Source organism: Pseudomonas knackmussii B13, from assembly GCF_000689415.1.
In the GTDB taxonomy this organism is placed as follows: domain Bacteria; phylum Pseudomonadota; class Gammaproteobacteria; order Pseudomonadales; family Pseudomonadaceae; genus Pseudomonas; species Pseudomonas knackmussii.
The window spans coordinates 1,590,329-1,615,997 of the sequence record NZ_HG322950.1 but is presented as its reverse complement, the minus strand read 5'-3'; the positions used below and the strand labels follow the sequence as shown (position 1 = coordinate 1,615,997).

Annotated in this window: 25 protein-coding genes, 1 tRNA gene, 1 pseudogene and 1 riboswitch; of the genes and pseudogenes, 9 read left to right on the top strand and 18 right to left on the bottom strand. The window is 67.6% G+C overall.

From position 1 onward, the window contains the following. Nucleotides 1-46: 46 nt before the first annotated feature. The 6 genes and pseudogenes from PKB_RS07760 to cobO all read right to left on the bottom strand — a co-directional run bounded on the left by PKB_RS07760 (nucleotide 47) and on the right by cobO (nucleotide 5,963). Nucleotides 47-1,511, bottom strand: a pseudogene (locus tag PKB_RS07760) (cobyric acid synthase). Further along, complete coding sequence (gene cobD, locus PKB_RS07755; protein WP_043250515.1) at nucleotides 1,496-2,482, bottom strand: threonine-phosphate decarboxylase CobD; 987 nt, start codon at nucleotides 2,480-2,482, stop codon at nucleotides 1,496-1,498. Before cobD ends, PKB_RS07760 begins: the two are co-directional and overlap by 16 nt. Continuing rightward, on the bottom strand, nucleotides 2,475-3,413 hold the full coding sequence (gene cbiB / locus PKB_RS07750; protein WP_043250513.1) for an adenosylcobinamide-phosphate synthase CbiB: 939 nt from the start codon (nucleotides 3,411-3,413) through the stop codon (nucleotides 2,475-2,477). Before cbiB ends, cobD begins: the two co-directional genes overlap by 8 nt. Then, nucleotides 3,410-4,060 (bottom strand): 5,6-dimethylbenzimidazole synthase, encoded by a 651-nt coding sequence (gene bluB / locus PKB_RS07745; RefSeq protein ID WP_043250510.1) that lies wholly within the window; start codon nucleotides 4,058-4,060, stop codon nucleotides 3,410-3,412. Before bluB ends, cbiB begins: the two co-directional genes overlap by 4 nt. Next, nucleotides 4,057-5,352, bottom strand: coding sequence for a cobyrinic acid a,c-diamide synthase CobB (locus tag PKB_RS07740; RefSeq protein WP_043250508.1), 1,296 nt, complete (start codon nucleotides 5,350-5,352; stop codon nucleotides 4,057-4,059). Before PKB_RS07740 ends, bluB begins: the two co-directional genes overlap by 4 nt. After that, complete coding sequence (gene cobO / locus PKB_RS07735; protein ID WP_043250506.1) at nucleotides 5,352-5,963, bottom strand: cob(I)yrinic acid a,c-diamide adenosyltransferase; 612 nt, start codon at nucleotides 5,961-5,963, stop codon at nucleotides 5,352-5,354. Before cobO ends, PKB_RS07740 begins: the two co-directional genes overlap by 1 nt. A gap of 255 nt (nucleotides 5,964-6,218) precedes the next feature. Further along, nucleotides 6,219-6,440: riboswitch (cobalamin riboswitch) on the bottom strand. Nucleotides 6,441-6,618: 178 nt separating this feature from the next. Here cobO and PKB_RS07730 point away from each other — a divergent pair. The 4 genes from PKB_RS07730 to PKB_RS07715 are packed head-to-tail and all read left to right on the top strand — an operon-like array spanning nucleotide 6,619 to nucleotide 10,110. Then, nucleotides 6,619-7,767, top strand: coding sequence for an ABC transporter permease (locus PKB_RS07730; protein ID WP_043250504.1), 1,149 nt, complete (start codon nucleotides 6,619-6,621; stop codon nucleotides 7,765-7,767). Then, complete coding sequence (locus PKB_RS07725; RefSeq protein WP_043250502.1) at nucleotides 7,764-8,555, top strand: ABC transporter ATP-binding protein; 792 nt, start codon at nucleotides 7,764-7,766, stop codon at nucleotides 8,553-8,555. Before PKB_RS07730 ends, PKB_RS07725 begins: the two co-directional genes overlap by 4 nt. Beyond that, entirely contained in the window at nucleotides 8,555-9,493 is a 939-nt protein-coding gene (locus PKB_RS07720; protein WP_043250500.1) for an MlaD family protein, read from the top strand. The genes PKB_RS07725 and PKB_RS07720 overlap by 1 nt, the downstream gene beginning before the upstream one ends. After that, complete coding sequence (locus PKB_RS07715) at nucleotides 9,490-10,110, top strand: ABC-type transport auxiliary lipoprotein family protein (protein WP_043250499.1); 621 nt, start codon at nucleotides 9,490-9,492, stop codon at nucleotides 10,108-10,110. Before PKB_RS07720 ends, PKB_RS07715 begins: the two co-directional genes overlap by 4 nt. Nucleotides 10,111-10,529: 419 nt before the next feature. Here PKB_RS07715 and PKB_RS07710 read toward each other — a convergent pair whose 3' ends face one another. From PKB_RS07710 to hflK (PKB_RS07670), 9 genes are all read right to left on the bottom strand, one after another. Continuing rightward, nucleotides 10,530-11,546, bottom strand: coding sequence for an IS110 family RNA-guided transposase (locus PKB_RS07710; protein ID WP_043250497.1), 1,017 nt, complete (start codon nucleotides 11,544-11,546; stop codon nucleotides 10,530-10,532). Nucleotides 11,547-11,805: 259 nt separating this feature from the next. Further along, complete coding sequence (gene cobF / locus PKB_RS07705) at nucleotides 11,806-12,570, bottom strand: precorrin-6A synthase (deacetylating) (RefSeq protein WP_043257041.1); 765 nt, start codon at nucleotides 12,568-12,570, stop codon at nucleotides 11,806-11,808. A gap of 2 nt (nucleotides 12,571-12,572) precedes the next feature. Beyond that, a complete protein-coding gene (locus PKB_RS07700) occupies nucleotides 12,573-12,830 on the bottom strand; it encodes a hypothetical protein (RefSeq protein ID WP_043250495.1) in 258 nt (85 codons plus the stop codon). Nucleotides 12,831-12,939: 109 nt separating this feature from the next. Beyond that, nucleotides 12,940-13,134, bottom strand: a complete 195-nt coding sequence (locus PKB_RS07695) for a hypothetical protein (RefSeq protein WP_043250493.1) — start codon at nucleotides 13,132-13,134, stop codon at nucleotides 12,940-12,942. A gap of 66 nt (nucleotides 13,135-13,200) precedes the next feature. After that, on the bottom strand, nucleotides 13,201-15,171 hold the full coding sequence (locus PKB_RS07690; RefSeq protein ID WP_043250491.1) for a cation-translocating P-type ATPase: 1,971 nt from the start codon (nucleotides 15,169-15,171) through the stop codon (nucleotides 13,201-13,203). A 7-nt stretch (nucleotides 15,172-15,178) separates the two neighbouring features. Further along, on the bottom strand, nucleotides 15,179-15,664 hold the full coding sequence (locus tag PKB_RS07685) for a hypothetical protein (protein WP_236658360.1): 486 nt from the start codon (nucleotides 15,662-15,664) through the stop codon (nucleotides 15,179-15,181). 115 nt (nucleotides 15,665-15,779) lie between these two features. Continuing rightward, nucleotides 15,780-16,805 (bottom strand): protease modulator HflK, encoded by a 1,026-nt coding sequence (gene hflK, locus PKB_RS07680; RefSeq protein ID WP_043250488.1) that lies wholly within the window; start codon nucleotides 16,803-16,805, stop codon nucleotides 15,780-15,782. Further along, the gene (gene hflC / locus PKB_RS07675) at nucleotides 16,798-17,838 is read right to left on the bottom strand and encodes a protease modulator HflC (protein WP_043250485.1); all 1,041 of its coding nucleotides are present in this window, start codon (nucleotides 17,836-17,838) and stop codon (nucleotides 16,798-16,800) included. Before hflC ends, hflK (PKB_RS07680) begins: the two co-directional genes overlap by 8 nt. Nucleotides 17,839-17,849: 11 nt before the next feature. Continuing rightward, on the bottom strand, nucleotides 17,850-19,814 hold the full coding sequence (hflK, locus tag PKB_RS07670; protein WP_043250483.1) for a protease modulator HflK: 1,965 nt from the start codon (nucleotides 19,812-19,814) through the stop codon (nucleotides 17,850-17,852). 229 nt (nucleotides 19,815-20,043) lie between these two features. On the opposite strand from hflK (PKB_RS07670), the gene PKB_RS07665 reads away from it, so the two are divergent. From PKB_RS07665 to PKB_RS07645, 5 genes are all read left to right on the top strand, one after another. Further along, nucleotides 20,044-21,048 carry a D-cysteine desulfhydrase gene (locus PKB_RS07665; RefSeq protein ID WP_043250480.1) on the top strand — a complete coding sequence of 335 codons (1,005 nt, stop codon included), beginning with the start codon at nucleotides 20,044-20,046 and terminating at the stop codon, nucleotides 21,046-21,048. A 99-nt stretch (nucleotides 21,049-21,147) separates the two neighbouring features. Beyond that, nucleotides 21,148-21,951 carry a cystine ABC transporter substrate-binding protein gene (gene tcyJ / locus PKB_RS07660; RefSeq protein ID WP_043250478.1) on the top strand — a complete coding sequence of 268 codons (804 nt, stop codon included), beginning with the start codon at nucleotides 21,148-21,150 and terminating at the stop codon, nucleotides 21,949-21,951. Then, nucleotides 21,948-22,622: a cystine ABC transporter permease gene (gene tcyL / locus PKB_RS07655; RefSeq protein ID WP_043250476.1), complete on the top strand. Its 675-nt coding sequence runs from the start codon at nucleotides 21,948-21,950 to the stop codon at nucleotides 22,620-22,622. The genes tcyJ and tcyL overlap by 4 nt, the downstream gene beginning before the upstream one ends. Next, nucleotides 22,619-23,380, top strand: coding sequence for an L-cystine ABC transporter ATP-binding protein TcyN (gene tcyN / locus PKB_RS07650; RefSeq protein WP_043250473.1), 762 nt, complete (start codon nucleotides 22,619-22,621; stop codon nucleotides 23,378-23,380). The genes tcyL and tcyN overlap by 4 nt, the downstream gene beginning before the upstream one ends. 135 nt (nucleotides 23,381-23,515) lie before the next feature. After that, nucleotides 23,516-24,211: a pirin family protein gene (locus PKB_RS07645; protein ID WP_043250471.1), complete on the top strand. Its 696-nt coding sequence runs from the start codon at nucleotides 23,516-23,518 to the stop codon at nucleotides 24,209-24,211. Nucleotides 24,212-24,261: 50 nt separating this feature from the next. On the opposite strand, the gene PKB_RS07640 is transcribed toward PKB_RS07645, so the two are convergent. From PKB_RS07640 to PKB_RS07630, 3 genes are all read right to left on the bottom strand, one after another. Then, nucleotides 24,262-24,337 (bottom strand) — tRNA-Ala (locus PKB_RS07640). A 57-nt stretch (nucleotides 24,338-24,394) separates the two neighbouring features. Then, entirely contained in the window at nucleotides 24,395-25,057 is a 663-nt protein-coding gene (locus PKB_RS07635) for a class I SAM-dependent methyltransferase (RefSeq protein ID WP_043250469.1), read from the bottom strand. 18 nt (nucleotides 25,058-25,075) lie between these two features. After that, nucleotides 25,076-25,609, bottom strand: a complete 534-nt coding sequence (locus PKB_RS07630) for a C40 family peptidase (protein ID WP_043250467.1) — start codon at nucleotides 25,607-25,609, stop codon at nucleotides 25,076-25,078. Nucleotides 25,610-25,669 lie beyond the last annotated feature (60 nt).

The following is a 25,669-nucleotide window of genomic DNA, read 5'->3' as shown; positions in this document are numbered from 1 at the left end:
CCGGCACCGATGGGTTCGCGAGCAAGCTCGCTCCTACGAAAAGCGATCACAGGCCGCATAGATGCCTCAGCTTCTCGCTATCCAATTGCGCCTCGACCTGATCGGCCAGGCGCTCGATGTCGCGTTCGCGCAGCGCGTGGTAATCCATCTCGGCCACTTCACCCAGGCCCGCCCAGCGCAGCAGCGCGGCGCAGGCTGCGGAGGACTCGAACAGGCCATGCAGGTAGGTGCCCATCACCTGGCCATCGGCACTCAGGGCGCCATCGCAGCGCCCATCGTCGAGCCGCACGGCCGGACGCTCCAGCGCAGTCCCCGAAGTGACGCCAGCGTGAATCTCGTAGCCGCCCACTTCGGCATCTTCCAGCGCCAGTCGGCCACGCACGTTGCGCAACTGTTTCTCCGGCTCCAGCACGGTGTGCAGATCGAGCCAGCCGAGGCCGGCGCTCTCCCCCGCCGCGCCTTCGAGGCCGTGCGGATCGGCCAGCGTTCGCCCGAGCATCTGCAGCCCGCCGCAGATGCCCAGCAACTTGCCGCCGTAGCGCAGGTGCCGCTCGATGGCGGCGTCCCAGCCCTGGGCGCGGAGGAAGGCCAGGTCGGCGCGCACGCTCTTCGAGCCGGGCAGGATGATCAGGTCGGCGGCCGGCATCTTCTGGCCGGGGCCGACAAACGTCAGCTCCACTTGCGGGTGCAGGCGCAGCGGATCGAAGTCGGTGTGGTTGCTGATGCGCGGCAGCACCGGCACCACCACCTTCAGGCGCTCGCCGTCCTTCGCGGCCTGGCGGGTGTCGATGGCGTCCTCGGCTTCCAGGTGGAAGTCCATCAGGTACGGCAGCACGCCCAGCACCGGGATGCCGGTGCGCTCTTCCAGCCAGTCGAGCCCTGGCTGCAGCAGCGCGATATCGCCACGGAAGCGGTTGATGACGAAGCCCTTCACCCGCGCCCGCTCGCTGTCGGAGAGCAGCTCCAGGGTGCCGACCAGATGGGCGAAGACACCACCGCGGTCGATGTCGGCGACGAGGATCACCGGGCAGTCCACCGCCTCGGCGAAGCCCATGTTGGCGATATCGTTGGCGCGCAGGTTGATCTCCGCCGGCGAGCCCGCGCCTTCCACCATCACCACGTCGTAGGCGCCGCTCAGGCGCTGGTGCGACTCCAGCACAGCCTGCATCGCGACACGCTTGTAGTCGTGGTAGGCGGCGGCATCCATGCTGGTCACCGCGCGGCCGTGGATGATGATCTGCGCGCCTATGTCGCTGTTTGGCTTGAGCAGCACCGGGTTCATGTCGGTGTGCGGCGCCAGCCGGCAGGCCTGGGCCTGCACCGCCTGGGCGCGGCCGATCTCGCCGCCATCGGCGGTCACCGCGCTGTTGAGCGCCATGTTCTGCGGCTTGAACGGCGCCCACCGCCACGCCCTGGCGCTGCAGCCAGCGGCACAGCGCGGTCACCAGGGTGCTCTTGCCGGCATCGGAGGTGGTGCCTTGCACCATCAGGGTGGTCATGCGGGTCTCCATTCACCGAGGGCCTGGTCCAGGCGCGCCCAGCCGGCTTCGTCCGGCGGCAGGCCGAAGCGCAGGCTCGGCGGCGTATCGAAAAGGCGGACGAGAATGCCTCGACGCGCCAGGTGTTCATGCAGCTCGGCGGCTTGTGGATAAGCGAGCCACTGGAACAGCGCCGTGCCCTGCGCAGCCAGGCCGTGCCCACGCAGCAACCCGGCCAGGCGCACGCCAGCTTCGCCCAATTCACCACGCCGGGTTTGCTGGGTACCGACATCGGCCAGCGCCGCGCGCGCCACCCAGCGGGTCGGCCCGCTGACGGTCCAGGGACCGAGCAGCTCGGCCAGTTGATCCAGCAACACGGCTTCGGCGAAAGCGAAGCCCAGCCGCGCACCGGCCAGGCCGAAGAACTTGCCCAGCGAACGCAGCACGATCAGCCCCGGCTCGCCGCCGGCCCGCGGCAGCAGGCTGTGCTGCGGGGTGCAGTCCATGAAGGCTTCGTCGACGACTAGCCAGCCGCCGCGCGCCCGCAGGCGGGCATGCCAATCCAGCAGGCGCTCGGCGTCGAGGCGGCGGCCCGTGGGGTTGTTCGGGTTGACCAGCAGCAGCACGTCGAGCTGGTCGATCAGCCCGTCCACCTGCTCGTCGGCGAGCTCGATAACTTCGTGACCGTGACGCTGCCAGGCTGCCGCGTGCTCGGCATAGCAAGGCGCGAGCACGCCGATTCGCCCCGCCGCACGCAGGCGCGGCAAGGCCTGGATCGCCGCCTGGCTGCCGGAGAGCGGCAACAGCGAGTCGCATTGGTAGTAGTCGCGCGCAGCCTGCTCCAGCCCATCGTCGTCTTCCGGCAGTCGTTGCCAGAGGCTCGAAGGAATCGCCGGCAGCGGCCAGGGCCAGGGCGCGATGCCGGTGGACAGGTCGAGCCAGTCGCGCAGCTCGATGCCGTAGCGCTGCGCCGCCGCGCGCAGGCGTCCGCCGTGCTCAAGCATGCAGCAGCACTCCCGCGCCGAGGATCGCCAGCAGCCAGAGCAGCACGCCCTGGCGCACCAGCGCCAGCGCGCGCCAGATGTCACCAGCGCCCGGCGCGGAGCCGGCGCCCAGCTGCGGACGCTCGTGCAGTTCGCCGTGGTAGACGGCATTGCCGCCCAGCTGCACGCCGAGCGCACCGGCTCCGGCAGCCATCACCGGGCCGGCGTTGGGGCTGTCCCATTGCGGCGCCTGTTCGCGCCAGCTGCGCAGGGCCAGGCGGGTGTTGCCAAGCAGTGCGTAGGTCAGCGCCACCAGTCGCGCCGGAATGAAATTGAGGACATCGTCGATCTTCGCCGCCGCCCAGCCGAAGCGCTCGAAGCGCGGGTTGCGGTAGCCCCACATGGCGTCGAGGGTATTGCTCAGGCGATAGAGCACCACGCCCGGCGCACCGGCCACCGCGAACCAGAACAGCGCAGCGAAGACCGCATCGCTGCCGTTCTCCAGCACGGACTCGGTCGCTGCCTTGGCCACCGCGCTGGCATCCAACTCGGCGGTTTCGCGGCTGACCATATAGCCCACACGCAGGCGCGCCTCGGGCAGATCGCCCTGGCGCAGCGCCCGTGCCACCGGCTCGGCGTGCTCGCCCAGGCTGCGCAGGCCGATGGCGGCATACAAGGCAACGGCCTCGACCAGCCAGCCGAGGTGCGGAATGAAGGTGAGCATCCAGACGATCAGCGTCAGAGGCAGCACGGCAAGCGCCCAGGCGGTGACGCCATGGCTGCGCCAGCCAAGGCCGGGCGCGTCTGCTGCGAGCCCATCGCGCGGGCCGTTGAAACGGCGTTCCAGGCGATTGGCGAAACGACCGAAGGCGACCAGCGGGTGCCAGCGCTTCGGCTCGCCCAGCAGGCTGTCCAGGGACACGCCCAATACGCTCAAAAGGGCCAGGCTCATGGGTGTTCTCCCCAGTGGTTCTCGTACAACAAATCCGCCAGCGGGCGCGGCTGGCGCCAGCCTTCCAGGGCGAGCATCGGCGCCGGGTAGAACTCGCGTACCGGCCCCAGGCAAAGCACCGCAACCGCCTCGCTGCCTTCCGGCAGACCGAGCAGTTCGCCCAAAGCGGCGGGATCGAACAACGACACCCAGCCCATCCCCAGCCCTTCGGCGCGCGCCGCCAGCCAGAGGTTCTGGATGGCACAGGACAGCGAGGCCAGGTCCATCTGCGGCAGGGTGCGGCGGCCGAAGACATGGGCCTCGCGGCCATCCATCAGCGCCGCCACCAGCAGTTCGGCGCAGTCGCGGACGCCCTCGACCTTGAGCTTCATGAAGTCGTCGGAACGCTCGCCCAGCGCTTCGGCAGTCTTCACCCGCTCCTCCTCCACCAGGCCATGAATGGCCTCGCGCAGCTCGGGACGGGGGATGCGAATGAAGCGCCAGGGTTGCATCAGGCCGACGCTCGGCGCCTGGTGCGCCGCTTCGAGCAGGCGCGCCAGCAATTCGGGCGCGACCTCGCCACCGCTGAAGTGACGCATGTCGCGGCGCTCGGCGATGGTCCGGTAGAGGGCGGCGCGCTCTTCGGCGCTGTAGGCGTGTTCGCTCATGGGCGGAAGATCGCGGCGGCCGCCGCCGGGTTGGACGGCAGGTAGAAGTGGATGTACGAAGCGGTCAGCCGGCCCAGGCGGAACACCGCCTCGGCCACCGGCTTGGCGTTCGGGCAAGTGCCGCGCAAGGCAGGCTCCACCTCGGTATCCAGCAGCGAATGGTGGAAGGTGTGACCGCGCAGCGGCCCCTCCGGCAGTTCGACTTCCTGCAACGCCAGGGCGGCCAGCCTTTTTTGCAGCGTGGCGCGACCGGGCAGCAGGCCGAGCAACTGGCCGCACAGGCCATTGGCATCGGTCAGGTGGTCGAGCAGGTAGAGCATGCCGCCGCACTCGGCGAGCAAGGGCTTGCCGTCGGTGTGATGGGCGCGGATGGCCTGGGCCATGGCACGGTTGTTCTCCAGCTGCGGCAGGTGCAGCTCGGGGTAGCCACCGGGCAGGTAGAGGCTGTCCACCTCCGGCAGATGTTCATCGTGCAACGGCGAGAAGAACTCCAGCTCGGCACCCAGCTCGCGCAACAGGTCGAGGTTGGCCTGGTAGAGGAAGGCGAAGGCCGAGTCGCGCGCGACGCCAATGCGCACGCCAGCCAGCGGCTGCGACAGACCGGGCTCATCCGGCGCGGCGAAGGCCACCGGCGGTGGCAGGTCTACCGCGCTGCTGGCGGCCAGCGCATCGGCGGCGGCGTCCAGGCGTGCGTCGAGGTCTGCCAGCTCGTCAGCCTGCACCAGGCCGAGGTGGCGGCTGGGCAATTCCAGATCGGCACTGCGCGGCAGCGCGCCGTACCAGCGAATCCAATCCGGCAGGCTTTCGCGCAGCAGGTCGCTGTGGCGCTGGCTGCCGACACGGTTGCCGAGCACGCCGGAGAACGGCAGGCCCGGCTGGTAGGTGGCGAGGCCCACGGCGAGGGCGCCGAAGGTCTGCGCCATGGCCTGGCCATTGATCACACCGAGCACCGGCACATCGAAGGTGCGCGCGAGGTCAGCGGCGGACGGCGTGCCGTCGAACAGGCCCATCACCCCCTCGATGAGGATCAGGTCGGCCTCTCCCGCCGCTTCCCAGAGCAGCCGTCGGCTCTGCGCCTCGCCAACCATCCACAGATCGAGCTGGTAGACCTGCGCACCACTGGCGCGGGCGAGGATCATCGGGTCGAGGAAGTCCGGGCCGACCTTGAACACCCGCACCTTGCGCCCCTGGCGCGCGTGCAGGCGGGCCAGGGCGGCGGTGACGGTGGTCTTGCCCTGCCCGGAGGCCGGCGCAGCGATCAGCAGCGCCGGGCACTGGCGCGCCTGCGGCATCAGAACTCCACCCCTTTCTGCGCCTTGATCCCGGCCTTGAAGGCGTGCTTGACCAGGCCCATCTCGGTGACGGTGTCGGCGGCCTCGATCATCCCCGGCTGCGCGGCGCGGCCGGTGACGATCACATGCTGGTGCGCGGGGCGCGCGGCGATATCCGCGAGCACCGTCTCCAACTCCAGGTAGCCGTGCTTGAGGGCGATGTTCAGTTCGTCGAAGACGATCAGACCTACGGCCGGGTCGGCCAGCAGTTCGCGCGCAACATCCCAGGCCTGCCGGGCCTTCTCGATGTCGCGCTGGCGGTCCTGGGTTTCCCAGGTGAAGCCCTCGCCCATCACGTGATAGCGCACCTGCTCGGGGAAGCGACGGAAGAAGGCTTCTTCACCGGTAGTGGCGGCGCCCTTGATGAACTGCACCACGCCAGCCTGCATACCGTGGCCGAGGGCGCGGGCGAGCATGCCGAAGGCCGAGCTGCTCTTGCCCTTGCCGTTGCCGGTGAGCACCAGCAGCACGCCGCGCTCGTCCTGCGCCTGGGCGATCATTTCGTCGATCACCGCTTTCTTGCGCTGCATGCGTGCGCGGTGGCGCTCGTCCTTTTCCACGGATTCGCTCATCGGGGATTCTCCTGGCCACGGGCGGCCGTGCTCGCGACGCTCGTGCGCCGGGGCTGAAGGGGCGGGATGAAGGACGCGGCGGCAATGACCGCAGGATGACGACGGACGACAGCCGCGCGGCCTGGGGCCGTGGCTGCAAGAGAAATGCTCATCTGCCTGATCGCTCCACCGCTCTCACCCGCGCGGTACAAAACCTTGAGGACGTCGGGGCGGTCGGATCGCGGTCAGGAAGGCACGCGGCCGACGGCTTCCTGCACGTCGTCTGCGCTACGGGCCGGTCTCCGGGCTCGCGAGTGGAGGTCCGTATGGACTTCCCCGATCGCGCCTTCCCATGCCGGAGCACAGTGGCCATTGCGATCGTCTGACTCGCCTACCGTTGCGGGGGCAGCGCCGGAATGACCGATTCGAGTCGGTGTCACCGGCTTCCCTGTTTCACCTTCAGACGGATCTGAAGGCACCTGTAGCAGGCGCGCAGCTTAGAGGCTGGCGGGGTGGCCGGTCAATCGACGCCAGCCAGGCCTTCGAGAGCGGCGGCCGACGGCGCCCGCGCTGCCGGACGGATTGCAGCTGGAAGGATGTCCATCGCCGCACGGCTCATTTGTCTTGCGCCTTGCGTGCAATGAAGGCGGCGGTTATCTCCGCTAGACTCGCCGGCATGACCGAAACCACTCAGACCAGCCAGCTGCGCCTGGACACCTCCGCCTCCCCGCCCCTGCTGCGCATCAGCGGCGACTGGACACTCGCCCACTTCGCCGACCTGCAGAAGCAGATAGCCGGCCTCGACGCCCAGCACCGCCAAGCCGCGCATTGCGATCTCGACGGCCTCGGCGCGCTCGACACCGCCGGCGCCAGTCTGCTCGCCGACCTGCTGGGCAGCACCGGCCTGCAACACCTGGACGAACTGGCCGCCAACGTGCCGGCCGAGCGCCGCGCCCTGCTCCGCGCGGTCGGCACCTCCATCGGGCAATGCCGGCTGGAAGAGCGCACGCCGCCCCCGGGCAACGCCCTGATCGATCTGCTGGAACGCATCGGCCGCGCCATGCTCGCCTTCCGCAGCGACCTGGTCGGCGTGCTCGGCTTCATCGGTCTCACCCTCGAGAGCCTGCTGCGCTGCATGCTCAACCCGCGCCGCTGGCGCCCCACCTCCCTGGCCGCGCACATGGAGCAGACTGGCCTGGACGCGGTGCCGATCGTGGCGCTGCTGACCTTCATGGTCGGCGCCGTGGTGGCCTTCCTCGGCGCCACGGTGCTGAACAAGTTCGGCGCGGCCATCTACACCGTCGACCTGGTCGGCTTCTCCTTCCTGCGCGAATTCGGCGTGCTGCTCACCGCCATCCTGCTCGCAGGGCGCACCGCCAGCGCCTTCACCGCGCAGATCGGCTCGATGAAGTCGAACCAGGAAATCGACGCCATCCGCGCCCTCGGCCTCGACCCCATGGAGCTGCTGGTGCTGCCACGGGTGCTCGCCCTGCTGCTGGTGCTGCCCATGCTGACTTTCCTCGCCATGCTCGCCGGCATCGCCGGCGGCGGCGTGGTCTGCGCGCTGGCCCTGGACATTTCGCCGCGGCTGTTCATCGTCACCCTGCAGAACGACATATCCTTGCAGCACTTCCTGGTCGGCATGGTCAAGGCGCCGATCTTCGCCTTCCTGATCGCCGTGATCGGCTGCCTGGAAGGCTTCCGCGTCAGCGGCAGCGCGCAATCGGTGGGCGAGCACACCACCTCGGCGGTGGTGCAGTCGATCTTCGTGGTGATCCTGCTCGACGCGGTGGCCGCGCTGTTCTTCATGGAGATGGGCTGGTGAACACGGACGAACCCATCATCCAGGTCCGCGACCTGTGCAACCGCTTCGGCGACCACGCAGTGCACGAGCACCTCGACCTCGACGTGCGCCGTGGCGAGATCCTCGGCGTGGTCGGCGGCTCGGGCACCGGCAAGTCTGTTCTGCTGCGCAGCATCGTCGGCCTGCGCCGGCCACAGGAGGGCGAGGTGCGGGTGTTCGGCCAGAACCTGCTGGCGCTTTCCGCCGAACAGCGCTCGCCGCTGGAGCGGCGCTTCGGCGTGCTGTTCCAGAACGGCGCGCTGTTCTCCTCGCTGACCGTCGCGGAGAACGTCTGCCTGCCGCTGATCGAGCACGCCGGCCTGTCGCGCGAGGCCGCGCAGTACCTGGCCAAGGTGAAGATTTCCCTCGCGGGTCTGCCGCCGGATGCCGGCGACAAGTATCCGGCCGAGCTGTCCGGCGGCATGGTCAAGCGCGCCGCCCTTGCCCGCGCCCTGGCGCTGGACCCGGACATCCTGTTCCTCGATGAACCCACCGCCGGCCTCGACCCGATAGGCGCGGCGGCCTTCGACCAACTGATCCTGACCCTGCGCGACGCCTTCGGCCTCAGTGTGTTCCTGGTCACCCACGACCTCGACACCCTCTACACCATCTGCGACCGGGTCGCGGTGCTGTCGCAGAAGCGAGTGCTGGTGATCGGCACCCTGGACGAGGTGGCAGCCACCGACGATGCCTGGATCCAGGACTATTTCCATGGCCCGCGTGGCCGCGCTGCGCAGCAGGCGACGCAGCGCCTTACGGAGGAAAACTAATGGAAACCCGCGCCCATCACGTGCTGATCGGCCTGTTCACCGTGCTGGTGGCGGCCGGCGGGCTGCTCTTCGGCCTGTGGCTGGCCAAGTCCAGCAGCGACCAGGCCTACAACTTCTACGACGTGATCTTCACCGAGGCGGTGACCGGCCTGTCCCAGGGCGGCACCGTGCAGTACAGCGGCATCAAGGTCGGCGACGTGGTCAGCCTGCGCCTCGACCCGCAGGACCCGCGCAAGGTGCTGGCACGCATCCGCGTGTTCGACAGCACCCCGGTCCGCCAGGACACCCGCGCCAAGCTCGCCATAACCGGTGTCACCGGCACTGCGATAATCCAGCTCAGCAGCGGCTCGCCGGAGAGCCCGCCGCTGGTGGGCGAGAACGGCAAGATCCCGGTGATCAAGACGATTCCCTCACCGCTCAGCAAGCTGCTGGCCAACGGCGAGGACATCGCCACCAACATCAGCAACCTGATCACCAGCGTGAACCGAATGTTCTCCCAGGAGAACGCCGACCGCGTCAGCCGCACCCTGGACCACATCGACCAGGCCACCGCGACCATCGCCGAGCAGCGCGACGACATCCGCCAGATCGTCAAGGAACTGGCCGCGTCCAGCGGACAGATGCGCCAGACCCTGGCCAACGCCAACCAGTTGCTCGGCAATGCCAACCAGCTGCTCGACAGCCAGGGCAAGGACATCCTCGCCGACACCCGCAAGACAGTCGCGGCGCTGCAAAGCAGCAGCGAGCGCATCGACCGCCTGCTGGAGCGCAATGAAGGCGCAGTCAACAACGGCCTGAACGGCCTCGGCGAAGTCGGCCCGGCGCTGCGCGAGCTGCGCACCACCCTGGAAAGCCTGCGCGGGGTAACCCGGCGGCTGGAAGAAAATCCCACCGACTACCTGCTCGGCGGCCACCGCACCAAGGAGTTCCAGCCATGACCGCGCCCCTGCGCCTGCTCGGCACCTGCGCACTCGCCGCCCTGATCGGCGCCTGCTCGATCCTGCCCAAGGCGGAAACCCCGGACGCCTACCTGCTGCCGGTCAAACAGCAACCGGCACGCGCCACGCCGCCGGTGAGCTGGTCGCTGCGGGTGGATGCGCCCAATGCCAGCCAGGTGCTGGACAGCAACCGCATCGCGGTACTGCCCAAGGGCGACCTGCTAAGCGTCTACCAGGGCGCACGCTGGAGCGACACCGCCCCGAAACTGCTGCGCGACCGCCTGCTCGACGCCTTCCGCGCCGACGGCCGCATCTCGGCATTGAGCAGCGACGCCGTCACCCTGCAAGCCGACCTCGAACTGGACGGCGACCTGCGCGCCTTCCAGAGCGAATACCAGGGCCAGCAAGTGGCAGCGGTCGTGGTGCTGGAAGCCCGCCTGGTGCAAACCGCAACCCAGCGCATCGTCGCCAGCCGCCGTTTCGAAGCACGCCAGCCAAGCAGCGGAACCCAGGTCGCGGAAGTGGTCACAGCCTTCGGCCAGGCCAGCGACCGCCTTGCCGCGGAGGTGGTGAGCTGGACGTTGCAGCAGGGGCAGATGCAGAAGCTCGAGCGCTGATCCGCAGCGCCCAGGCTTTTCGTAGGAGCGGATTCATCCGCGAGAACTCGCACACAGATCCACCCGTAGGACGCATAACCGTTCGCGGTTATGCGCCGCAGCCCAACACGAAACGGCGGATAACCCCTTCGGGGTTATTCGTATATGGACTCCTCCCGGCTTGCCAGTGTTTGGCGGAGATTTCGAGCCTAGGTGCGACTGCGTCCGTATATCCGGCTTCATGGAGCGGTGTGGCAGCTCCCGAGCCCTGATGAAATGCGCGCCTGTATGTCTGATCGCCCTAACGGCTTTGCTTCACGGCAGCAGGGAGCCCGCGGATAACCCAGGTTTCATACAGGCCGGTTCGACCGGTTCGTCATCAATGCCATTCACTGTGCAATCGTGGTGGAGCGTTTCTACAGCGGTGTTGCCGGTAACGCTCAGGCGGGTTGGTAGGTGGTTTCCCGACTGAGCAGGGCCCAGACGATCCGGGCATTCTTGTTGGCCAGGGCAACGGCGACGGCGTTGGCATTGCATCGTTGCAACAGGCCTTGCAGCCAGCGACTGCGAGCATCGGTCTTGTTGGCGCAACAGCGTACGACCGAGCGGGAGCCATGGGTGAACAAGGTGCGCAGGTAGGTATCGCCACGCTTGGTGATCCCGCCCAGGCGCTGTTGCCCGCCCGTGGAGTGTTGCCGTGGCACCAGGCCCAGCCAGGCGGCGAACTGACGCGCCGTGCGGAATTGCCGGGCATCGCCGACCGCTGCCACCACCGCGCTGGCGGTGAGCGGGCCGATGCCTTCCACGGCCAGCAGGCGCTGGATGCGCGCATCCTCGCGCGCACTGCGCTTGATCACTCGCTCCAGTCGCTCGATGCGGGCATCCAGCGCCTGCAACTCCTCTTTCAAGCCGCTCAACAACTCGCCCATCGGCGCCGGCAAGGGCACCGGCTCGGCAGCGGTGACCGTCTCGAGCAGTTCGACCGTCGCCGCGCGCCCGCGTCGGCTGGCGATCAGGCCAAATTCGCCGAGCAAGCCGCGAATTTCGTTGCACAGTGCCGTACGGGCCCGGACCAGGCGGCTGCGAATGCGATGCACGGACTGCCCGGCCTGCTGCTGCGCACTCTTCACCGGCACAAAGCGCATGCTCGGACGGCTGGCCGCCTCGCAGATCGCTTCGGCATCGTGGGCATCGTGTTTGTCACCCTTGACGTAAGGTTTGACGAACTGCGGTGCAATCAAGCGGACCTCGTGCCCCAGCCCCTGCAGCTCTCGCGCCCAATAGTGCGCACTGCCGCAGGCCTCCATCGCCACCAGGCAGGGTGCCAGCTGGCGAAAGAAATCCAGCATCTGCGCCCGCTTGAGCTGCCGCCGGCACACCACGCGCTCGTGGCTATCGACGCCGTGCACCTGAAATACCTGCTTTGCCAGATCCAGACCAACGCGACTAATGTTCATACTGACTCCCCCTCCGGGACTTGTGGCTACACCATCAGTCTGGCGCTTGACGCCGTAGGAGGGAGGAGTCCATTTCATTGCCCTACAGGGTCGGCATTCGTGTCGTGCGGTTCGCGAGGATGACGAAGAATTGTAGGAGCGGATTCATCCGCGAAAATCCCCGCGCCGATTCCAACCTGTAGGAGCGCGCCATGCGCGCGAATCGCGGATAAATCCGCTCCTACAAGGGAATGCCGAGCCGTGCGGTTACGGTCTGGCCTTAGTCTTCGGCCTTGCGCAGCAGATAGGTATCCATGATCCAGCCATTGGCTTCGCGGGCCGCCAGGCGAGTCTCGCGGATACGCTCGGCGACTTCGTCCAGGCGACCGGCGATGAGCAGCTCGTCCGGCGTGCCGACATAGGCACCCCAGAAGATCTCCAGGTCCTGGCCGCGCAGGCCGGTGTAGCTGTCCTGGGCGTCGAGCATCACCACCACGTCCTGCACGCCCGCCGGCATGCCTTCACGGGCGAGGCGGCGGCCGGTGGTGATCTGCACCGCACCGCCGATGTGGTTCAGCGCGATGCGATGCCGCGCCGCCAAAGCCTGCACGCTGGTGATGCCGGGAATCACTTCGTAGTCGAAGCTCAGCCGGCCGCTGGCGAGGATGGCGTCGAGGATGCGGATGCTGCTGTCATACAGCGCCGGGTCGCCCCAGACCAGGAAGGCGCCGCACTCGCCTTCGGCGACATGCTCGTCGATCAATTGCTCGAACAGAGCCTGCTTGGCTGCGTTGAGGTCGACCACGCTGCCGGCGTAATCGGCCACGCCGCGCTCGCGCTCCGGCAGCTCGGCCTCGACCACGCGGAAGTCCCGGTTCTCGACGTAGCGTTCGCAGATCTCGCGGCGCAGGTCGAGCAGCTTGGTCTTGCTGCTGCCCTTGTCGAGCAGGAAGAAGACGTCGGCGCGATTCAGCGCCTTGACCGCCTGGATGGTCAGTTGCTCGGGGTCGCCGGCGCCCACGCCGATCAGCAGCAGTCGTTTCATGGTCACTTGCAGTGATGGGGGCTTTCGCCGGCCAGCTCCTGGTCGGCATCGACGTCGCGGATGATCACCGTCGCCTTGGGGTAGCTGGAGCAGAGGGTGTTGCGCACGGTATAGATGCCGCTGCCCTGGGCCAGGAAGGGCTTCTTGTTCAGCTTGTGGCCGTTGGCGTCCACCGCGTCGAGCTCGTAGTGGCCGCCGAAGGTCTTGCAGCCGGCCAGGGCCAACAGGCCGACGCCCAGCAGCAGGGGAAGTGCTCTCATCACCGCTCCTTCAAGAGAAGGCCGACAGGGAAGCCCGGCCGGCCGATCAGGAAATTCAGGACCTGTTTCGACAAGTCCCAGCGCCCAACGCTCCCGACCGCAGGTCGGCTCAGCGCTTGCCCATCGAGCGGCGCGAACCGCGCGGCGCCGGCGGACGACGCACGTCCTTGTCGTGGGCCTTGCGGTGCTGGTAGCCGGAGGCGGCTTCCTTCTGCGCGGCGAGGGCGGCCTTGGCCAGTTCGGCGAGGGACAGCGGGGCCTTGGTTTCTGCGCTGTCGTCGCGCGGCGGCTGTTGCGAAGTCATGGGGGTGAACCGATGGGTAACGAAAAATGGCGCCTATCATACCCGATAGGCGCCCTGCCCGCTCTCTCAGGCGCTGGCCGTCTCGCCCAACGGCAGCGGCGGACGCGGCTGGCCAAGGCTTTCATCGAAGCGCAGCAGGCGCCCGGCATTGCCCAGCACCAGCAAGGTGCTGAGGTTGTGCAGCACGGCGGCGATCATCGCCCCGGCGGCGCCCAGCAGCCCGAAGGCGGCGGCCGCGACTATCGCCAGGGTCCAGCCCAGGCCGATCAGCACGTTGACCTGCAGGGTGCGTCGGCACTGGCGGCTCAGGCGCACGCAGGTGCCCAGGCGGCGCAGGTCGCTGCCGATCAGCACCACGTCGGCCGATGCCAGGGCGATATCGGCGCCGCCGGCACCCATGGCCACGCCGACCACGCCGGCCTTGAGCGCCAGCGAATCGTTGATGCCGTCGCCGACCACCAACGGGCGAAAGCCCTTGCGGATTTCGTCGCTCACCCGGCGCAGCTTGTCTTCCGGCAGCGCCTGGGCGCTGACCTCGGCGATGCCGACCTCGCTGGCCACGGCATCAGCCACGCTCTGCCGGTCGCCGGTGAGCAGCAGCTGGCGGCCCAGGCCCAGTTCGCGCAGATCCGCCATGGCTTGCGGCGCTTCGGCGCGCAGGCTGTCGGCCAGGCGCAGCCAGGCGCGGAATCGACCATCCAGGGCCAGGCCGGCGATCGGGCCGTCATGAGCAGGCACGGGCGGCGTGGCGATGCCCAGTTGGGCGAAGAGTTCGGGACGACCGAGCGCCGCCTCGCCGTGCGGCGTATGGGCGATCACGCCCAGGCCCTGGCGCTCGCGGATGTCCTGCAGCGGGTGGTAGGCGTCGTGCGGCACAAGCGCGGCCAGCGCACGGCTGACCGGGTGGCTGCTCGCCGCGCCGAGGCTGGCGGCCAATTGGCGCAGGGCCTGCGGGTCTTCGCCGGGTTCGCCGTCGAGGGCCTGCAGGCGCAGGCTGCCGTGGGTCAGGGTGCCGGTCTTGTCGACCACCAGCGAGGTCAGGTCGGCCAGTTCCTCGAGGAAGGCCGAACTGCGGATAAGGATGCCGTGTCGCGCAGCTACGGCGATGCCGGCGATGGCCGTGGCCGGCGCCGACAGCACCAGGGCACAGGGACAGGCGGCGACCAGCACGGCGAGCATCGCCTGCGGGTCGTTGGTGATGAACCAGGTGACCGCGGCGATCAGCAGCACCAGCACCATGTAGCGCCCGGCGTAGCGCTCCAGCAGGCGGGTGATCGGCGGCTTGGAGCGCTCGGCGCGCTGCATCAGGGCGATCACCTTGCCGAGGGTCGAGGCCTCGCCGGTGCGGGTCACTTCGATGCGCAGCAGGCCGTCGAGGTTGATCGCGCCACCGTAGACCTCCATGCCGGCGCGCGCCTCCAGCGGCACCGACTCACCGGTGATGGGCGCGGTGTCCAGGCTGGCCTGGCCTTCGAGCACGCGGCCGTCGGCCGGCACGCGGTCACCGGCGCGCACTTCCACCTGGTCGCCGGCGCGCAGCTCGGCGTTGTCCACTTCCTCCACGCTGCCGTCGGCACGGATGCGCCGCGCCAGGCTACGGGTCAGCCGGCCGAGGGCCTCGATGGCCTCTTGCGAGCCGATCACGCTGCGCTCTTCGAGGACGTGGCCGAAGATCATGATGATCGGCAGCAGCGCCGCGGTGAGCAGATCGCCGGTGGCCCAGGCGCCAAGCATGGCCAGTGCGATCAGTTGGTCGGTGATGCCGTGCAGGCTCGGATGGCGCAGGCTCGACCAGGCCGAACGCAGCACCGGCACCGCCACCAGCAGCGAGGCGACGCCCAGGAGCATCTGCGCCACGCCCTCCTGCTGCGGCGCGAACCAGCGCCAGAGCAGGCCGAGCAGCAGCAGGCCAAGGGCGACCATGGCCAGGCTCAGTTGGCGCGCGGCGACCCGTTGCTCGTCCTGGCTGAGCATGCCGCCGGTGAGGTGGCCATGATGGTGGTGATGGCCGTGGTGGTGATGGTGGTGTGCGCTCATCTATCGATCATTCACTGGACGCAGTGCTGCCGTCCTTGAGGATGGTTGCCTGCGGCGGGAAACGGGTGCCCGGACGCTTCACGTAGTCGGCGGCCTCGGCCTCGGTCATCACCCAGATCTGGTTGACCTCGCCGTTGATGCCGTTCTTCAGGCCGACGAACTTGCCCTTCAGCTGCGGCATCAGGCCGTTGACGACGAACAGGTTGTTCTCGTTGCGGATGCGCACGGAAACCGCCACCGGGTAGCTGACGGTCTTCTCGTAGAAGCCCAGGCTAACCACTTGCTTGACCAGGCTGGGTTTGGGCCTCTTGAGGGTGATCACCGGGAAGCTGGCGCTGTCGACCACGCCAACCAGCATGCCCGCGGGCAGGTCACGCCCGGCCTCGGCGGTGCCGGTGAAGAGCAGAAGCATGGCCGCCAGGGCCAGCGCACCGCGCAGCGGCGTCGCCCATCCGCGGGCCTTGAGGAAGTGCTGTAGTCCTGCAGCGATCATGGGGTGTCCTGCCTTTTCTGAGTCGTCGGGAAATGCTGGCGATGGGCCGCCGGGGTCCTTTGCGAGCCTAGCGCGTCCGCATGACAGTGTCCGCTCATTGCTTCACAGCCGCCGCTCACGGCTTGGGCCCCGGAAGGATCAGGTGGCCGGCGTCGCGCGGATCGACCGTAGTCACCGCCCCGGCCTTGCCGAGGATTGCCGGCAGGCGCTCACGGTACAGCCGCTGCAGCAGGCCCGGGTCCTGGCTGCCGGCCAGGCTGGCGATGGTCGCGGTGTCGGTACGCGCCTTGGCCAGGCGCTCGCCGGCCTGGGCATGGGCGACCTGCAGGGTGCGGTCGGCCGACTGGGTCGCCGTCTGGGTCTGCCGCGCTGCGTCGTTCTGCGCAGCGGCGACGTTCTGCTCGGCGAGCTGGCTGGCGGTCAGCACTGCATTGAAGGCGCTAACCGCTTCGCGTGGCAGCGAGGACTGCACGTCGACCCGCTCGATCTGCACGCCCAGTCCATTGCCGGTCGCGGCCAACGCCGCCAGATTCTGGTTGATGCCCTGTTGCAGGTCACCGCGCAGGCGCTCGCGGCGCTCCGCCACATGGCTGTCGCTGCCGACCAGTTCGGGGCGGGCGACCAGGATGGTGTCGAGGTCACGCGCGGCGCACACGGCCACCGCACTGCGCTCGACCAGGCGGTCCAGCGCTGGCAGCACGTGCTCGCCTTGCAGCACGAAGGCGTAGGGATCGGTGACCTTGTAGAACACCCGCACATCCAGCTGAACCACGCCGGCGTCGCCCGTCAGCAGGTATCCGGAACCGGCGGTGGCGTCGTTCGAGAGGCTGACGTCGAGATCGGCCTTCTGCGCCTGGACCGAGCGCAGCAGGGTCTCGACCCGACGCTCGATCACCCGCTCGGCCGAAGGCAGCATCACCACCTGCTCGAAGGGGCGCGGCCAGGCCAGCAGCAGCCCGGGGTTCTGGATGCGGTTCAGCGCGCCCATGCGCAGCACCACGGCGCGGCTGTCCGGACCGACCTCGCGGACGTTGGACAGCGCCCAGCCGAGCGCCGCCAGGAGGGTCACGCCATAGAGGGCGACGAACGCCAGGCGCCCGGCCTGCAGCCAGGGGCTGCCGCCCTGCTCGCGCTCACTCATGTTGCCCGCCCGCCTTCGCCGCCGGCAGTTGCGGCGGGCCGTCGACCAGCACGCGGAACGGCGCGGCGTCGGTACGCAGCACCAGGCGGGTGCCGGAATTGACGATGGTGCCCAGGGTGTCGAGCGAGCGCAGCAGGTTGTAGAGCTCGGGGGAGCCGGCATAGGCCTTGGCGTAGATCTGCGCCGCCTCGACCCGCGACTGCGCCTCGATGTCGGCGGCCTTCACGGTTGCATCGGCCAGCGTGATGCGCGCGTCGCGTTCGGCGGCGGAGCGGATTTCGGCCGCCTTGCGCTTGCCCTCGGCGGTACGTTCGGTGGCGATGGTCTCGCGCTCGGCGCGCATGCGGTCGACGGTCGCGCCGAGGGTCACCGACGGCAGGGTCAGGCGCTCGACGCCGACCTGCAGGACGCGCACGCCATAGGTGTCCAGCAATTGCTTGTCGATCTGCTCGCGCAGGCGTTGCTCGAAGTCGGCGATGCGCACCTTGCTGCCGTCGGTGTTCACCAGCTCCGCCAGGTCGAAGCCGCTGGCGGTGGTTTCCAGCGCCGAGCCGACGAAGGTGCGGATCTGCCGCGCAGCCTCGTCCGGCTGGTTCTGCACCGCGCGCATGAAGCGCTGCACGCTGGCCGAGTCGGGCTGCACCTGCCAGGCGACGTAGGCCTGGACGATGATGCGCAGGCCGTCGCGGGTGCCGACGTCCTGCAGCCCGCTCGACGTGCTGCGCAGGCGCAGGTCCACCGGAATGGCCGCCTCGAACGGAATCGGCAGGCGCCAGGCCAGGCCCGGCTGCAACAGCACCCGCGCGGGGTTTCCGAAGCGGGTGATCACCGTGGCTTCGCCGGAACGCACCTGCACCAGGCAGGCGGTGGCGGCAGCGAACAGTACCAGCAATGCGGCCAGACCCGTGCGACGCCAGGGGAAGGGAGCGGCTTCGTCATGGTCGTGGTCGTGGTGGTGATGGCCGTGGTCATGATCATGATCATGTTCGTGATCGTGCGCGTGGCCGTGATCGTGGGTATGAGGCGAACTCAAGGGACGAGCTCCTATCTGGCGGCCGGCTGGCGCGCCGGATCGATGGGCGCGGCGAAGCTGCGCAGGTCGAGGGTCGGGGCCTCGGCGGCGCCCAGGCGATGGTCGATGACCAGTGCCGGGGCATTGCCCAGGGCCTGGCCAAGACGGTCAAAATACTGCTCCAGCAGGAAGGCCTGGCCGGCGTCCTGCCAGGCCTTGCGCTCGGCGCCGAAGCGCAACTCGGCGGCTTGCGCCGCGGCGGTATTCTCGCGGGCGTCGGCGTTGGCCTTGTCCACCGCCACGCTGGCCGCCAGCTGCGCCTCGTTGGTCTGCTCGGAGGCCTTGCCGCGCTCGCGGGAAATCAGCGCCTGCGCGGTGATCTGTGCGGCCTGCACGGCATGGTAGGCATTGGCCGCACCGGCCGGCGGATGGATCGCCTCGACCACGGTGGCGAGGATCTCCACGCCACTGTTCAGGCGCGCGAGGTCGGCCTGCACCGCCTTGCCGATGTCGTCCGCCAGCGCCTGGCGCTGACCGCTAAGAACCTCGTCGAGCGTGCGCGAAGCAAAGTCGTGTACCAGCACGCGGCTGGCGGTACTGCGGATCAGCGCCGGCACATCGGCGCTGTTGTAGGTGGCGGCCAGGGCCGCTGCATCGCTCAGGCCGATTCGATAGACGAAGCGCACGTCCATGTTGACCACCTGGAAGCTCTGCTTGCCCCCCGCCTCGCTGGCGATCACCTGCGACTTCTCGCTGGCGTGCGAGGCGTCCCACAGGCGGTTGGCGGCTTCCGGCGCCGGACCTTCGGCGGGCGCGAGCAGGTCGGCGACGCTGGCATCGCCGGAGGTCGCCAGCTCGTGCACGGTGCCATTTTCCACCGCGATCACCCGGCCGAACGGCCAGGGCAGCCCGGCGTGCAGACCCGGCTGGAGCACGGTCTCAGGCTTGCCGAAGCGCTCGTAGATGCCCCGACCGTCCAGGGGAATCTCATGGATACCACTGAGCAGCCAGCCGATCAGCGCCACCAGCGCGGCCACCGGCAGGAAGGCCCGGCGCATGAAGGAGAACGCCCATATCTGCCGCAGATCGATGCCGAAGCGCTGCTGCAGTTCGTCCTGCAGGAACTCCAGCGGACGCGGCGGCCAGCGCAGTTGCCCGGCGACCAGGCTTTCGCCGACCAGGCGCGGTTCCAGACGTGCGCGCTGCGGGCTGAACACCGAAAGCAGTGCGCGCAGGATCAGCTCCAGCGCCACCGCCGCCGGCAGCAAGCCGATCAGTACGAGCAGACGCTCAGGCCAGACGCTCTCGGCACTGGCGAACAGCAACCCGGGAATCGACAGCAGCTGCACCGCGATGACCATCCGCAGCAGCGGCGCCAGCCCAGCCGCTTCTGGCCACTGCGCCTCGCTGTTGCTTGCGAAATGCCGCTCCAGCACCAGCAGCCCGAAAGCCACGAGCAACAGCAGACCGGCACCGACATACGCGGACTGGCCAAGGGCAGTGGCGGGCAGTGCGAGGTTCCAGCCGGCGCGGATCATCAGCAAGGCAGCGAGCGCCAGGCCAGCCAGCCAAAGTGCGCCCACACCGATGCGCTGCAGCAGCGTGCGCAAGCCACGGCCAATGCCGTCGAGGAAGCGGTCGTAGGCGCTCAGCGTATCGACCGGCGTTGTTTCGTCCGACTGCTCACGTGCGCCGAACCATCGCGCAAAAGGCGAGGCAGGTTGACCGAGGACAGCGGCGCGCCAGGCATCCACACGCCAAGCCGACTGCGCGGCGGCAGCCAGCAGCAGCATGGCAGCGGCGTTGTTGCACAACAGCGGAAGCCAGGGGGAGTCGGCGGCGAACAAACCGATGAGAATGGCCAGAAGGAACAGCAGCGCGGCCAGTACCCCGCTGCCCAGGGCCAGGAAGAACAGGCGCCGGGCATGTCCCGCGGCCTGCTGGAAACGCGGCAACGCCTGCAGCTCTTCGCCCGCGCTGTCCAGGTCGACTCTCATCGCAACTCCAAAGGCGGCCATCGCCGGCCGGCCGGTACTTCAGTGGTGTCGGCTGGGCGCAAGAGCCAGCGGACGCTGGGCGCGGCGACGAAAATGTAACCTTATAACAATCGGCGTGAAATTCTCGTCGAAGGCGCGGCTAAAGGGAAGCCCCAAACAGCGAGCCGATTGCCCGGAAGTTGGCCGCGAACTATCTTGCTCAATCGTTCAACTACCGCGAGCCGCCCCCATGAGCACCCTGCGCGAAGCCCTCGCCCGTTTTCCCCGACTGGACCTGATCGGCGCCCCTACCCCGCTCGACAAGCTGGAGCGCCTGTCGAGCCGGCTCGGCCGTGAACTGTACGTCAAACGCGACGATGTAACGCCGCTGGCCATGGGCGGCAACAAGGTACGCAAGCTCGAATTCCTCGCCGCCGATGCGCTTCGCGTAGGCGCCGATGTCCTGGTCACCGCCGGCGCCATCCAGTCCAACCACGTGCGCCAGACCGCCGCCGTCGCCGCACGCCTGGGCCTGGGCTGCGTCGCCCTGCTGGAGAACCCGATCGGCACTGACGATGCCAACTACCTGAACAATGGCAACCGCCTGCTGCTCGACCTGTTCGGCGCACAGGTGGAACAGGTGCCAAACCTCGATAACGCCGACGCGCTGCTGCAAGAGGCGGCGGAACGCCTCCGCCGCGAAGGCCGCAAGCCCTATCTGGTGCCCATTGGCGGCTCCAATGCACTCGGCGCGCTGGGCTACGTGCGGGCGGGGCTGGAATTGGCCGAACAGGTGCGCACAAGTGGCGAGCACTTCTCCGCCGTGGTGTTGGCCTCCGGCAGTGCTGGTACCCATGCAGGGATGGCACTGGCGCTGGCCGAGGCGCTGCCGGAAACCCCGGTGATCGGCGTCACGGTGTCGCGCACCGATGCGGCACAACGTCCCAAGGTAGAAGGTCTGGCGCAGGAGACCGCTGACCTGCTCGGCTGCCCGCTGCCGGCACATTTCTCGATCACGCTGTGGGACGAGTATTTCGCTCCACGCTACGGCGAGCCCAATGCTGGCACTCTGGAGGCCGTACGCCTGCTAGCCTCTCAGGAAGGCCTGCTGCTCGATCCGGTGTACACCGGCAAGGCCATGGCCGGTCTGCTCGATGGCCTGGCCCGCCAGCGCTTCGCCGAAGGCCCCGTGCTGTTCCTGCACACCGGCGGTTCGCCCGCATTGTTCGCCTACATGACTCAAATCAAAAACTGAATAACCATAAAACCGGTAATTATTTTCTGGAATAACAACCGACCTATATAGTCGGCGGCCTTGACTAACCTGCTTGAAACACCAAGAACGAGGGAAATCATGAATTTCAGCATCCTGCGACGCGGTTTCATCTTCGCCAGCCTGACCCTGGCCCTCGGCGCCAGCCTGCTCGGGCAGCAAGCCTCGGCCGACGAGGGCCTGCTCAAGAAGATCCAGAGCAACGGCGTGCTCAAGGTCGGCCTCGAAGGCACCTACCCGCCCTTCAGCTTCGTCGACGAGAACGGCAAGCTGACCGGCTTCGAGGTGGAGTTCGGCGAATTGCTGGCCAAGGAGCTGGGCGTCAAGGCCAAGTTCCAGCCGACCAAATGGGACGGCATCCTCGCCGCGCTGGAGTCCAAGCGCCTGGACGTGGTGATCAACCAGGTGACCATCACCGACGAACGCAAGAAGAAGTATGACTTCTCCGAGTACTACACCGTCTCCGGCATCCAGGCGCTGGTGCGCAAGGGCGACGAAGCCAAGTACGACAAGCCGGAGAAACTCGCCGGCGTGAAAGTCGGCGTGGGGCTGGGCACCAACTACGAGCAGTGGCTGAAGCAGAACGTGCCGCAAGCCGACGTGCGCACCTACGAAGACGACCCGACCAAGTTCCAGGACCTGCGTAGCGGCCGTATCGACGCCATCCTGGTCGACCGCCTGGCGGCCTTCGACATGGTCAACAAGACCAAGGGCGCCATGGCCCTGACCGGCGCGCCGTTCGCCCGCCAGGAAGCCGGTATCGCTATGCGCAAGGACAACCCCGAACTGCTCGCGGCGATCAACAAGGCGATCGACAAGCTGAGAGCCGACGGCACGCTGAAGAAGCTGTCGGAGAAGTACTTCCAGGCTGACGTGACTCAATGATCGACGAAAGCCTGCAGCTTGCGCTGGATTCCGCGCCCTTCCTGTTGAAGGGCGCGGTCTTTACGGTAGTCCTCAGCGTAGGTGGCATGTTCTTCGGACTGCTGCTCGGTTTCGCCCTGGCGCTGATGCGCCTCTACGGCTTCACCGCGCTTCGCTGGCTGTCGCGGATCTACGTGTCGTTCTTCCGCGGCACGCCGCTGCTGGTGCAGCTGTTCATGATCTATTACGGCCTGCCGCAGCTGGGCATCGAGCTCGACCCGCTGCCGGCAGCGCTGATCGGCTTCTCGCTGAACATGGCGGCGTACGTCTGCGAAATCCTTCGCGCCGCGATCGGCTCCATCGATCGCGGCCAGTGGGAAGCGGCCTCCAGCATCGGCATGACCCGCGCGCAAACCCTGCGCCGGGTCATCCTTCCACAAGCCGCGCGCACTGCCCTGCCACCGCTGGGCAACAGCTTCATCTCGCTGGTCAAGGACACCGCCCTCGCCGCCACCATCCAGGTGCCGGAGCTGTTCCGCCAGGCGCAACTGATCACCGCACGGACCTTCGAGGTCTTCACCATGTACCTCACCGCCGCGCTCATGTACTGGGTGCTGGCGAGCATCCTCGCGCACCTGCAGAACCGCCTGGAAGCGCGGGTCAACCGCCATGACCTGGAGCACGAGGCATGATCGAAGTACGCAAGCTGACCAAGCAGTTCCACGGCCAGGACGTGCTCAAGGGCATCGACCTGACCGTCGAGGCCGGCGAAGTGGTGGCGATCATCGGCCCCAGCGGTTCCGGCAAGACCACCCTGCTGCGCTGCCTGAACCTGCTGGAAACGCCGAGCGGTGGAACCATCCGCGTCGGCGACATCGAGATCGACGCCACGCGCCCGCTGAGCGGCCAGCAAGCGCTGATCCGCAAGCTGCGCCAGCACGTCGGGTTCGTCTTCCAGAACTTCAACCTGTTCCCGCACCGCACCGCGCTGGAGAACGTCATCGAAGGCCCGGTGATCGTGAAGAAGGAATCGCGCGAAAGCGCCGTGCAGCGCGCCCGCCAGCTGTTGGCCAAGGTCGGCCTGGCCGGCAAGGAAGACGCCTATCCCAAGCGTCTTTCCGGCGGCCAGCAGCAACGCGTCGCCATTGCCCGCGCACTGGCCATGCAGCCCGACGTGATCCTCTTCGACGAGCCCACCTCGGCGCTCGACCCGGAACTGGTCGGCGAGGTCCTCGCGACCATCCGCGGCCTGGCCCAGGAAAGGCGCACCATGGTCATCGTCACCCACGAGATGAGCTTCGCCCGCGACGTCGCCAACCGGGCGATCTTCATCGACAAGGGCGTGATCGTCGAACAGGGCGAGGCAAAGGCGCTGTTCGCCCATCCGAAGGAAGAACGCACCCGGCAATTCCTCAGCAAATTCCTCAATCCAGAGCAGGCATCCGGCTAGTCTATAGTCAACTTTATCGATAGATATCGCCGGATATTTGCGCTTTTTTATCGATCATATCGAGATCAATATAGCCTCCATGAACCGCGCAAACCGCCCACCAGGGCGGTCAAGCGCCCCTAGAGGACTGACTCCATGATCGAACGCAGACCCTTCAAACAACTCGGCGGCGCCAACCACGGCTGGCTGAACGCCAAGCACCACTTCTCCTTCGCCGAGTACTACGACGACGAACGCATGAACTGGGGCCCGCTGCGCGTCTGGAACGACGACGAGATCGCCGCCGGCACCGGCTTCCCGCCGCACCCGCACCGCGAGATGGAAATCATCACCTACGTGCGGCAAGGCGCGATCACCCACCAGGACAGCCTGGGCAACAAGGGCCGCACCGAAGCCGGCGACGTGCAGGTAATGAGCGCGGGTAGCGGCATCGTCCACTCCGAGTACAACCTGGAGAAGGACGTGACCAAGATCTTCCAGATCTGGATCCTGCCGACCGTGCGTGGCGGCCAGCCGTCCTGGGGCGCCAAGCCGTTCCCCAAAGGCGACCGCGCCGGACGTTTCGTCACCCTCGCCAGCGGTTACGAAAGCGACGCCGATGCCCTGCGCATCCGCGCTGACGGCCGCCTGGTAGCCGCCACCCTGAAGGCCGGGGATAGCGCCGAGTACGAACTCGGCAACCGCCGCGCCTACCTGGTGCCAGCAACCGGCAAGCTGGAGGTCAACGGCGTAACCCTGGAAGCCCGCGATGGCGCCGCCATCGAAGGCGAAGCAGTGGTGACAGTGACGGCGCTGGAAGACAGCGAAGTCATCCTGGTGGACGTCGCCTGACCGCTTCGCCGGGAACGAAAAAGGCACGCAATGCGTGCCTTTATTCATGTTGGTGGACCGAAGGAGGATCGAACTCCCGACCTCCGCATTGCGAACGCGGCGCTCTCCCAGCTGAGCTATCGGCCCGAGGTAGGCAGAATCTAGCCTAGCCACTGACCGTCAGCAATGCCTTCGAACTGACTTTCAGCGCTTGCGACACAGGCTCATGCCGTCGCCCAACGGAAGCAGCGAATAGTCGATGCGGGCGTCTTGCTTCAGCGCCAGGTTGAGTTGCTGGATCGCCTGGGTATCGACGCTTTCCGGATCTCGCTCGAGCACCCGGCCGCTCCACAACACGTTGTCGAAGAGCACGAGACCGCCCTGGCGTAGCAGCGTCAGCGCGTACTCCAGGTAGAGCGGATAGTTGGCTTTGTCGGCATCGATGAAGGCAATGTCGAAGCTGCCCTTGTGCCCTTCCCTTTCCAAGGCCGCCAAAGTGTCCAGTGCAGGGCCGAGGCGCAATTCGATGCGATCGGCGACACCGGCCTCCTGCCAGTACGATCTTGCCGTCGCGTTGTAGTCACCGGGCAGGTCGCAGCAGAGGATGTGGCCGTCTTCCGGGAGCGCCTCAGCCATGCACAGTGCGCTGTAGCCAGTGAAGGTGCCGACTTCTAGGATGCGCCGAGCGCCGATGAGTTTGACCAGCAAGGCCAGGAACTGCCCCTGTTCCGGCGCTATCTGCCAGCGTGCCATGGGCAGCGCTGCAGTTTCCGCGCGCAGCCTCGACTTAAGCGGGGTATCGCGCAGGGAAACGTCGAGCAGGTACTGGTAAAGCGCGTCATCCAGATTGAGCGTGCGAGTAGTCATGGGCCCTCCCGTGGTGTGTCAGGGGTGGAGGGCGAGACTCTGCACCGCGAGGACGCGCTTGGCCTCCAGGAAGGCTTTCTGCCAATAGGGGCTGTCGATGCTGTCCAGGCGAACCGTCCCGCCCGTACGGGGCGCATGCACGAAGCGCCCTTCACCGACATAGATACCCGCATGACTGACGTTGCGTCCACCGCTGGTGGCGAAGAACACCAGATCGCCGCTCTGCAGGGCCTCGCGACCGACGACGGGGGCTCGCATGACGATCATTTCGCGTGTCGAGCGCGGCAGTTGCAAGCCAGTTGCGTCGCGGTAGACGTAGCCGATCAGGCCACTGCAATCGAAACCGCCATCGGGGGTATTACCGCCCCAGCGATAGGGCGTTCCCACCAGACCGATAGCACGAATCAGAACGTCATCAGCGGCCTGCGAATTGACTCCGGGGTTGCCTGAGGGGGCGTAGACAACCGGTGGAGGGGCAGGCGCCTTGTGACTGGCGCAGGCGGACAGCAAGGAAATGAGCGCGAGGGCTGCGATGCGGAGAACGGTGGACATAGCAATGGCACCCCTGATACAGGAATGCCATCACTTTGTATCAACAATGACTTGAGCGCA

Excerpts from the sequence above, each read along its gene's own strand:
- cobD (WP_043250515.1), bottom strand. The coding sequence starts at position 2,482 with ATGCTTGAGCACGGCGGACGCCTGCGCGCGGCGGCGCAGCGCTACGGC.
- cbiB (WP_043250513.1), bottom strand. The coding sequence starts at position 3,413 with ATGAGCCTGGCCCTTTTGAGCGTATTGGGCGTGTCCCTGGACAGCCTG.
- bluB (WP_043250510.1), bottom strand. The coding sequence starts at position 4,060 with ATGAGCGAACACGCCTACAGCGCCGAAGAGCGCGCCGCCCTCTACCGG.
- PKB_RS07740 (WP_043250508.1), bottom strand. The coding sequence starts at position 5,352 with ATGCCGCAGGCGCGCCAGTGCCCGGCGCTGCTGATCGCTGCGCCGGCC.
- cobO (WP_043250506.1), bottom strand. The coding sequence starts at position 5,963 with ATGAGCGAATCCGTGGAAAAGGACGAGCGCCACCGCGCACGCATGCAG.
- PKB_RS07730 (WP_043250504.1), top strand. The coding sequence starts at position 6,619 with ATGACCGAAACCACTCAGACCAGCCAGCTGCGCCTGGACACCTCCGCC.
- PKB_RS07720 (WP_043250500.1), top strand. The coding sequence starts at position 8,555 with ATGGAAACCCGCGCCCATCACGTGCTGATCGGCCTGTTCACCGTGCTG.
- PKB_RS07715 (WP_043250499.1), top strand. The coding sequence starts at position 9,490 with ATGACCGCGCCCCTGCGCCTGCTCGGCACCTGCGCACTCGCCGCCCTG.
- PKB_RS07710 (WP_043250497.1), bottom strand. The coding sequence starts at position 11,546 with ATGAACATTAGTCGCGTTGGTCTGGATCTGGCAAAGCAGGTATTTCAG.
- cobF (WP_043257041.1), bottom strand. The coding sequence starts at position 12,570 with ATGAAACGACTGCTGCTGATCGGCGTGGGCGCCGGCGACCCCGAGCAA.
- PKB_RS07700 (WP_043250495.1), bottom strand. The coding sequence starts at position 12,830 with ATGAGAGCACTTCCCCTGCTGCTGGGCGTCGGCCTGTTGGCCCTGGCC.
- PKB_RS07695 (WP_043250493.1), bottom strand. The coding sequence starts at position 13,134 with ATGACTTCGCAACAGCCGCCGCGCGACGACAGCGCAGAAACCAAGGCC.
- PKB_RS07690 (WP_043250491.1), bottom strand. The coding sequence starts at position 15,171 with ATGAGCGCACACCACCATCACCACCACGGCCATCACCACCATCATGGC.
- PKB_RS07685 (WP_236658360.1), bottom strand. The coding sequence starts at position 15,664 with ATGATCGCTGCAGGACTACAGCACTTCCTCAAGGCCCGCGGATGGGCG.
- hflK (WP_043250488.1), bottom strand. The coding sequence starts at position 16,805 with ATGAGTGAGCGCGAGCAGGGCGGCAGCCCCTGGCTGCAGGCCGGGCGC.
- hflK (WP_043250483.1), bottom strand. The coding sequence starts at position 19,814 with ATGAGAGTCGACCTGGACAGCGCGGGCGAAGAGCTGCAGGCGTTGCCG.
- PKB_RS07665 (WP_043250480.1), top strand. The coding sequence starts at position 20,044 with ATGAGCACCCTGCGCGAAGCCCTCGCCCGTTTTCCCCGACTGGACCTG.
- tcyJ (WP_043250478.1), top strand. The coding sequence starts at position 21,148 with ATGAATTTCAGCATCCTGCGACGCGGTTTCATCTTCGCCAGCCTGACC.
- tcyL (WP_043250476.1), top strand. The coding sequence starts at position 21,948 with ATGATCGACGAAAGCCTGCAGCTTGCGCTGGATTCCGCGCCCTTCCTG.
- tcyN (WP_043250473.1), top strand. The coding sequence starts at position 22,619 with ATGATCGAAGTACGCAAGCTGACCAAGCAGTTCCACGGCCAGGACGTG.
- PKB_RS07645 (WP_043250471.1), top strand. The coding sequence starts at position 23,516 with ATGATCGAACGCAGACCCTTCAAACAACTCGGCGGCGCCAACCACGGC.
- PKB_RS07635 (WP_043250469.1), bottom strand. The coding sequence starts at position 25,057 with ATGACTACTCGCACGCTCAATCTGGATGACGCGCTTTACCAGTACCTG.
- PKB_RS07630 (WP_043250467.1), bottom strand. The coding sequence starts at position 25,609 with ATGTCCACCGTTCTCCGCATCGCAGCCCTCGCGCTCATTTCCTTGCTG.